The 6,224-nt window shown below is 35.9% G+C and carries 7 protein-coding genes; 3 read left to right on the plus strand and 4 right to left on the minus strand.

The features are described from left to right. Window positions 1–64: 64 nt before the first annotated feature. From F6K13_RS13840 to F6K13_RS13850, 3 genes are all read right to left on the minus strand, one after another. Entirely contained in the window at window positions 65–916 is an 852-nt protein-coding gene (locus tag F6K13_RS13840; RefSeq protein WP_240038817.1) for a CHAT domain-containing protein, read from the minus strand. A 67-nt stretch (window positions 917–983) separates the two neighbouring features. Further along, window positions 984–1,202 (minus strand): hypothetical protein, encoded by a 219-nt coding sequence (locus F6K13_RS13845; protein WP_240041572.1) that lies wholly within the window; start codon window positions 1,200–1,202, stop codon window positions 984–986. 533 nt (window positions 1,203–1,735) lie between these two features. After that, window positions 1,736–1,858: a hypothetical protein gene (locus F6K13_RS13850; protein ID WP_287287634.1), complete on the minus strand. Its 123-nt coding sequence runs from the start codon at window positions 1,856–1,858 to the stop codon at window positions 1,736–1,738. A gap of 458 nt (window positions 1,859–2,316) precedes the next feature. Here F6K13_RS13850 and rdgB point away from each other — a divergent pair, with 458 nt between their 5' ends. Further along, window positions 2,317–2,922 (plus strand): RdgB/HAM1 family non-canonical purine NTP pyrophosphatase, encoded by a 606-nt coding sequence (gene rdgB / locus F6K13_RS13855; RefSeq protein ID WP_124143770.1) that lies wholly within the window; start codon window positions 2,317–2,319, stop codon window positions 2,920–2,922. Window positions 2,923–3,036: 114 nt separating this feature from the next. Here rdgB and F6K13_RS13860 read toward each other — a convergent pair whose 3' ends face one another. Beyond that, a complete protein-coding gene (locus tag F6K13_RS13860) occupies window positions 3,037–4,263 on the minus strand; it encodes a cyclic nucleotide-binding domain-containing protein (RefSeq protein WP_124143769.1) in 1,227 nt (408 codons plus the stop codon). Window positions 4,264–4,345: 82 nt separating this feature from the next. Here F6K13_RS13860 and F6K13_RS13865 point away from each other — a divergent pair, with 82 nt between their 5' ends. After that, complete coding sequence (locus tag F6K13_RS13865) at window positions 4,346–5,623, plus strand: FGGY-family carbohydrate kinase (protein WP_124143768.1); 1,278 nt, start codon at window positions 4,346–4,348, stop codon at window positions 5,621–5,623. 81 nt (window positions 5,624–5,704) lie between these two features. Then, on the plus strand, window positions 5,705–5,830 hold the full coding sequence (locus tag F6K13_RS13870) for a hypothetical protein (RefSeq protein ID WP_275670305.1): 126 nt from the start codon (window positions 5,705–5,707) through the stop codon (window positions 5,828–5,830). The last annotated feature ends 394 nt before the right edge of the window (window positions 5,831–6,224 follow it).

The following is a 6,224-nucleotide window of genomic DNA, read 5'->3' on the forward strand; positions in this document are numbered from 1 at the left end:
TCCAATAGAAAGGATGAGAAAAATCTGTTTCTCCCAATATTTGTAAACTCTGAGGTAAAGAAATTTATACTCTAGAAAATTTCAATTTTTTATTTGTTAAATACACATCTCCTTGAATCATTTTAATTTGAGTTTTCCTAATTGTTTCGGCTTTCGTTGCTGCTGTTTTTAACTGTTCATAAAATTCACTCATTAAAGCTAAAGTACCAAGATCGTTAACATACCACAAACTTGCTAATGCAGATTGAACTCCCGCTTGTAAAGCTAATCCAGCAAAACCTAACTCCACATCTCGATCTCCAACGGCTGTTTTACAAGCACTTAAAACTAATAATTCTGCAGGAGGATTGTTCCAATTAATCTCTTGAATTTCGTCTAAATGGAGTTGAGTATCCCACAATTGAATATAAGAATTTTCGGGTTTTCCGGGTTTAAATTCTGCATGAGTTGCTAAGTGAATAATATTAAAAGATTGATAAGAAAGTTGATTTTTTAAGTTTTTTAAGGTGAAGTCTTGATTAAGAAATAATTTTCCAGGCCAACCTCTAGAAATATTTTTAGCTGAGATATTTTTTATGAGGTTTCTATTAACAATTGTTGATAGTTCAATTGGAACAGCAGGTAAGGGATTTTGGGCAGGAAATTCTGAAGCACCCATTGCCAAAATTCTGGCTTTTTGAATGGGAGTATAATTGGAATCGATTAAATTAAATGCAGGAATAATTGCTAGGCTATATTTCTCTACTAAAAATTGTTTTCCATCATGTAATGCTGCTATTGGTAGAGTACGCAAACCTGTTCCGAAACAAAACAATATTGTGTCTATTCTTTCTTCTTGAAGATTGGCTTCAAAGGGTTTAATTATCGATTTATAAAGTTGTTGGGTCAGACTTAAGTAAGAATTTGTGAAAAGCATCTGAGGATTAGTAATTTCATTATTAAATAATTTGACTTTACGAATGAGGCTTTCACGTTTGAGGGAGTCAATATCTTGAACTAAAGGTTTTTTTCCAGGATAAATTCAAAACAAAATGTAAATATTTTGATTCAGGAATTGCCCAAAATACGGCAGGTCTTATATTACTTTTTTGGCTAATTTCTAACAATTTTTGAGCAATGTCATTACCCGTTTTTGAAACTTCTGAAATTTCTCGGTCAAAATAATCTTCAAATTCTTTTTCTAGTCTTTGTTCCATTTTCATGACTTTTTCTGACAGGGTGAGATTAGAACTGATATTGTATCTATCTGTCTGACTTATATTGACATCTTCAGAAAGGATTTTGTCTGAATTAAAACTAAGCATAATAATTAGGGAAAGAATTAACCAAAAAATTGTTAGACTAACTTTGTATTTGCTCTTAGGAGAGAAGAATTTTCGGAACATATAATACTTGGTTTAATGAATTGAAGATTTAAAACTAGATTTAAGGTATTTGTCTACCCTTGGAAAATAATATAGCAATTCCCAAGAAGAGTGAGGTACAAAATTCCTTGATTTTAGGGAGTAGGGAGTAGGGAGTAGGGAGTAGAGAGTAGTAGTTCTAGTTCCGTAGGAATCTATAAAGAAGAAAAACAACTGTACCTCATTAGTTTGGGAAACGCTATATTAGCCAAGTAGGAAAGTATATTTGATGGCACATTCCGGATATTGCATAGATGATTAAATTCCTACTCTATCTACTCTCCTCTCTCCATATTTTACTAAACCCATCTACGACAAATAAAGATAAATTACTACATAAAAAATGGTATCAAACCTATTCCCATACGACTCCTGACTCCTGTCTTCCCCTCCTGAGAGGGGGAGGGGCGAGGGGTGGGTTGACTCCTAAGCAGTAACCTAAATATTTGTAGCAAAGATTTATCAAACTGGTAGAACTCAGTTTATATTTCTCTTTACTAATACCAAATTCAAAAAAGGCAGTTATACCAATTTTATATGAGGTTGCATAGAATGATGAAATTTATTAAATCGATCTATCTTTATCTACGCTTACCTACGGTCTATTCTGCTTGAAATATTATTCTATGCAGCTTCATCTCAATTTGGTATTACATCTTAATTTGTGATTTCTTCCTAAAAGAAAAAATTATAAATTCCATAAATTATAAAATTTCCTCTTTTTTCCTCTTTAATATTTATGTTTTTCTTTCCCTGTTCCCTGTTCCCTGTTCCCTGTGTCGTCACTGTAGCAATATTTTATGAAATTGGTATAACGATAATTTGGTTTGTTTTTACTGTGGATACTTCAGCCTGGTTAAAGTTGATCAACGTGGTATTCTATTTAAGACAAAATAAATATTTATATAAAAGAATGACAAACATTACTCCCACAGAAACTACTCCTAAATTGCTAGTTGTCGCTACTGGTAATCCGGGGAAATTTCAAGAAATGCAGGAATATCTAGCAGATTTGAATTTACAATTACAACTAAAACCAAAAGATTTAGAAGTTGAGGAAACTGAGGAAACTTTTCTAGCTAATGCTCGCCTCAAAGCTAGTGTTGTGGCCAAAGCTACTGGAAAATGGGCGATCGCTGATGATTCCGGATTGGCAGTAGATGCTTTGGATGGCAGACCAGGTATTTATTCTGCTCGTTATGCTCCTACTGTTGCCGAACAAATAGAGCGAGTATTAACAGAATTGGGAGATAATTCTAATCGTCAGGCACAGTTTGTCTGCGCTCTTGTCATTGCCAGACCTGACGGCACAATTGCATTAGAAACAGAGGGAATTTGCCGTGGAGAAATTCTATATAGTCTCCGTGGAAATGATGGGTTTGGTTACGACCCCATTTTTTATGTTCCTTCACAAGAAAAGACTTTTGCGGAAATGTCTGCTGAAATGAAGCGATCGCTATCTCATCGCGGTCAAGCTTTTCAAGTATTACTACCTAAGATGAAAGCTATTTTTGCCTAGTTTTCTGGGATACTATTTCTTTGATTAGCAGGGAACAGGGAAAAGTGGGAAAAAAAATTTCCCTGTCTTGCGGTTCATAATCAGTCTATACCAATCGCCTATCTTAAGACCATTTCACAATCCACCATCAGGTGATTTTTCTGAATATACCCAATTTTCTTCCCTATTCCCTGCTTGTAGTGCTATGCTTTCTAATAAGTATCGACGAACCGTATCAGCCTCTGTCACCGAACCAGCTAACGCCTTAATCAAAGCTGCTTGAGGGCGATAACGAAGTAACTCGGAAGTTGATGTAACCCAAATAGGTATAGGTCTAAACGTTCCTTGGGCTTTATCTAGAAGAATATTCATTGCCTCTACATTACCCATTTTGTAGAAAGGTCGCTTGGACATCACCTGAGATAAATCATCAAGGACGGTGTATTCTAAGGTTTCTCCTTCACGTTCAACCGCAAAATGTTCGCCACGAGCGAACTTCTTATTAACAAGAAAGGAATATTCTGGGTGAGCATAGGCAAATAACTGTAGACTCTCTTTAGTAAAAGAGGCATCACTCCGAAACCACTTCCCATCTAAATTTACCAAACAAAAATAGTGCCGAATATTTTTAGTAACCTTAAACCGATAAGCAGGTGGTAGAAATGGTATCAAGTATTTCGCTGCCACATTAGCTTCACCGTACTTAGCTTCAATTCCTAGTGCCCGTAATAATGCTACCTGTAAATTAGCTTTAGTCGTACACATTCCAAAACCAAATTCAAACGTTTGGGAAGCTTTGACAAACCAAAAGCCAAATCGGTAAGGCATTGTTCTCACATAATCCCAAATATTGATAGCTGATTCCCAATCATCCTTACCTTTCAATAGGTTAGCTACATAACGAATAGAAGGATGGTCAAAATCGCAATGATTAGTAACAATATCCTTTGCTACTTTAATCTCCTCGGTAAATTCCATCATTCTAATTTCCATATAAGGAGCAATTCCAATTAAGAGGTGAGACATCAAAATAGTTGTTTCTACATCATCTTTTTGAAATAATTTATCTCGAGTAACACACCACAAAGTGCAGCCATTTTCTCCGGCTTTTACTGTGCCTACACGCTCAGTTCCCAAAATAAAACCATTTTCGCCAATAAAATCTCCTGGGCCAATCCAAATTTCCGTGTCACCATAGTATAAAAAGACTTCACCTTCAAGTGTTATGTAGAGATGTTCTGATTTATCCCCATGAGTATACAAAACTTCATTTGGTCCTAAAACTACTTTTTTACCTAACCACTGTATTTTAAAAAGGACTTGTGGGGAAATCATCGTCGATAACTTTGTATCTGATAGCATTTTTAATTTTTGTACTAAACTATAACGTCTTAGTTTTTGTATATAATTTTCTAGTTTAAATTATAGCAAGTTTTTAGTTAAAATGAATTTATACTTAGGGCTTGATTTTGGCACTTCGGGAGCGCGTGCTGTGGTTATTGACTCTAACTTTCAAGTTAAAGCACAAACACAATATGTCTGGGAAAATACTCAACAAAATAAATTGCCTCATGTTTGGCAAACGGCTTTATTTAATCTAATTTCCCATATTCCCCAAGAAATGCGAGGGGAAATTCGAGCGATCGCTATTGATGGTACTTCGGCAACTGTACTATTGTGCAATAGTTATGGTGAACCTGTGACTGAAGCGCTTCTTTACAATGACAGTAGGGGAGTGGCAATGATGGATAAGTTGAAAAGTATTGCTCCTTCTAATCATCCTGTTATTAGTGCGACTTCTAGTTTTGCAAAGTTGTTATGGTTGATTGAAAATATTTCTCTGTCAAATCAAACTTATTATTTTTTGCATCAAGCTGACTGGTTAGGGTTTTTGCTGCATAGAAAACTAGGAGTGAGCGACTATAACAATGTTTTGAAACTAGGTTATGATGTCGGCGACTTATCTTATCCAGACTGGTTGACTGATTTTGTTAATTCTGAAGTTGGGGGAAATATTCTTTTACCTGAAGTCGTCACACCAGGTGCAATAGTGGGGAATGTTACTCCAGAAGTTGTTAATAGTCTTGGTCTCTCTCCTGAATGTGTTGTCTGTGGGGGTACAACAGATAGCATTGCTGCTTTTATCGCTAGTGGTGCTAATACTCCGGGAGAAGCAGTAACTTCTTTGGGTTCGACTCTGGTGCTAAAACTGTTGAGTCGCACTAGGGTTGATGATGCTAAATATGGAATTTATAGTCATCGTCTTGGAGATTTGTGGTTAGTCGGTGGTGCTTCTAATACTGGAGGTGCTGTTTTGCGACATTTTTTTACTGATGCTGAGTTGTCAAGTTTGAGTAGTCAAATAGACCCTAATACTGAAAGTGGGTTAGATTATTATCCCTTGCTACAAAAGGGCGATCGCTTTCCGATCAATGACCCAGAATTACTGCCAAGATTAGCGCCTAGACCAGAAAATTCTGTAAAATTTATTCATGGTTTGCTTGAAGGTATTGCTAAAATTGAATTACGAGGCTATGAATTGTTGCAAGCATTAAGCGCAGCTACACTCACCAATGTCTATACTGCTGGGGGCGGCGCTAAAAATCCTATTTTTACAGCGATTCGGGGACGGTATTTACAAGTACCTATTACGAAAGCTGTTTATACAGATGCAGCCTATGGTAGTGCTGTTTTAGCAAGTCGTCAGTTTATTGCACAATAGTTTTGAAATTTTTAACCGACCCACAAAAGCGATCGCCTTGGGGAATGGAATTTTACTTACACAGAGGGTAAATTAAGGTTTTTGCCTGATTCTAGCAATAGAATAGAGCCATCAAAAAAACTTCAACGTTATAGTTTTTCAACGGAATTCTTACCCACAAAAGCGATCGCCTTGGGGAATGGAATTATTGCACCGACGGTAAATTAAGACTTTTGCCAGACTCTAGCAATAGAATAGATAAATCAAAAAAACTTCAACGTTATAGTTTTTCAAAGGGGTTCTTATTTATCTATTGTACAATAGTTTTGAGATGTTTAACCGACTCACAAAAGCGATCGCCTTGGGGAATGGAATTTTACTTACACAGAGGGTAAATTAAGGTTTTTGCCTGATTCTAGCAATAGAATAGATAAATCAAAAAAAACTCCAACGTTATAGTTTTTCAACGGAATTCTTACCCACAAAAGCGATCATCTTGGGGAATGGAATTATTGCACCGACGGTAAATTAAGACTTTTGCCAGACTCTAGCAATAGAATAGATAAATCAAAAAAACTTCAACGTTATAGTTTTTCAAAGGGGTTCTTATTTATCTATTGTA

It is taken from the genome of Okeania sp. SIO2B9 (assembly GCF_010672505.1).
GTDB lineage: Bacteria > Cyanobacteriota > Cyanobacteriia > Cyanobacteriales > Microcoleaceae > Okeania > Okeania hirsuta.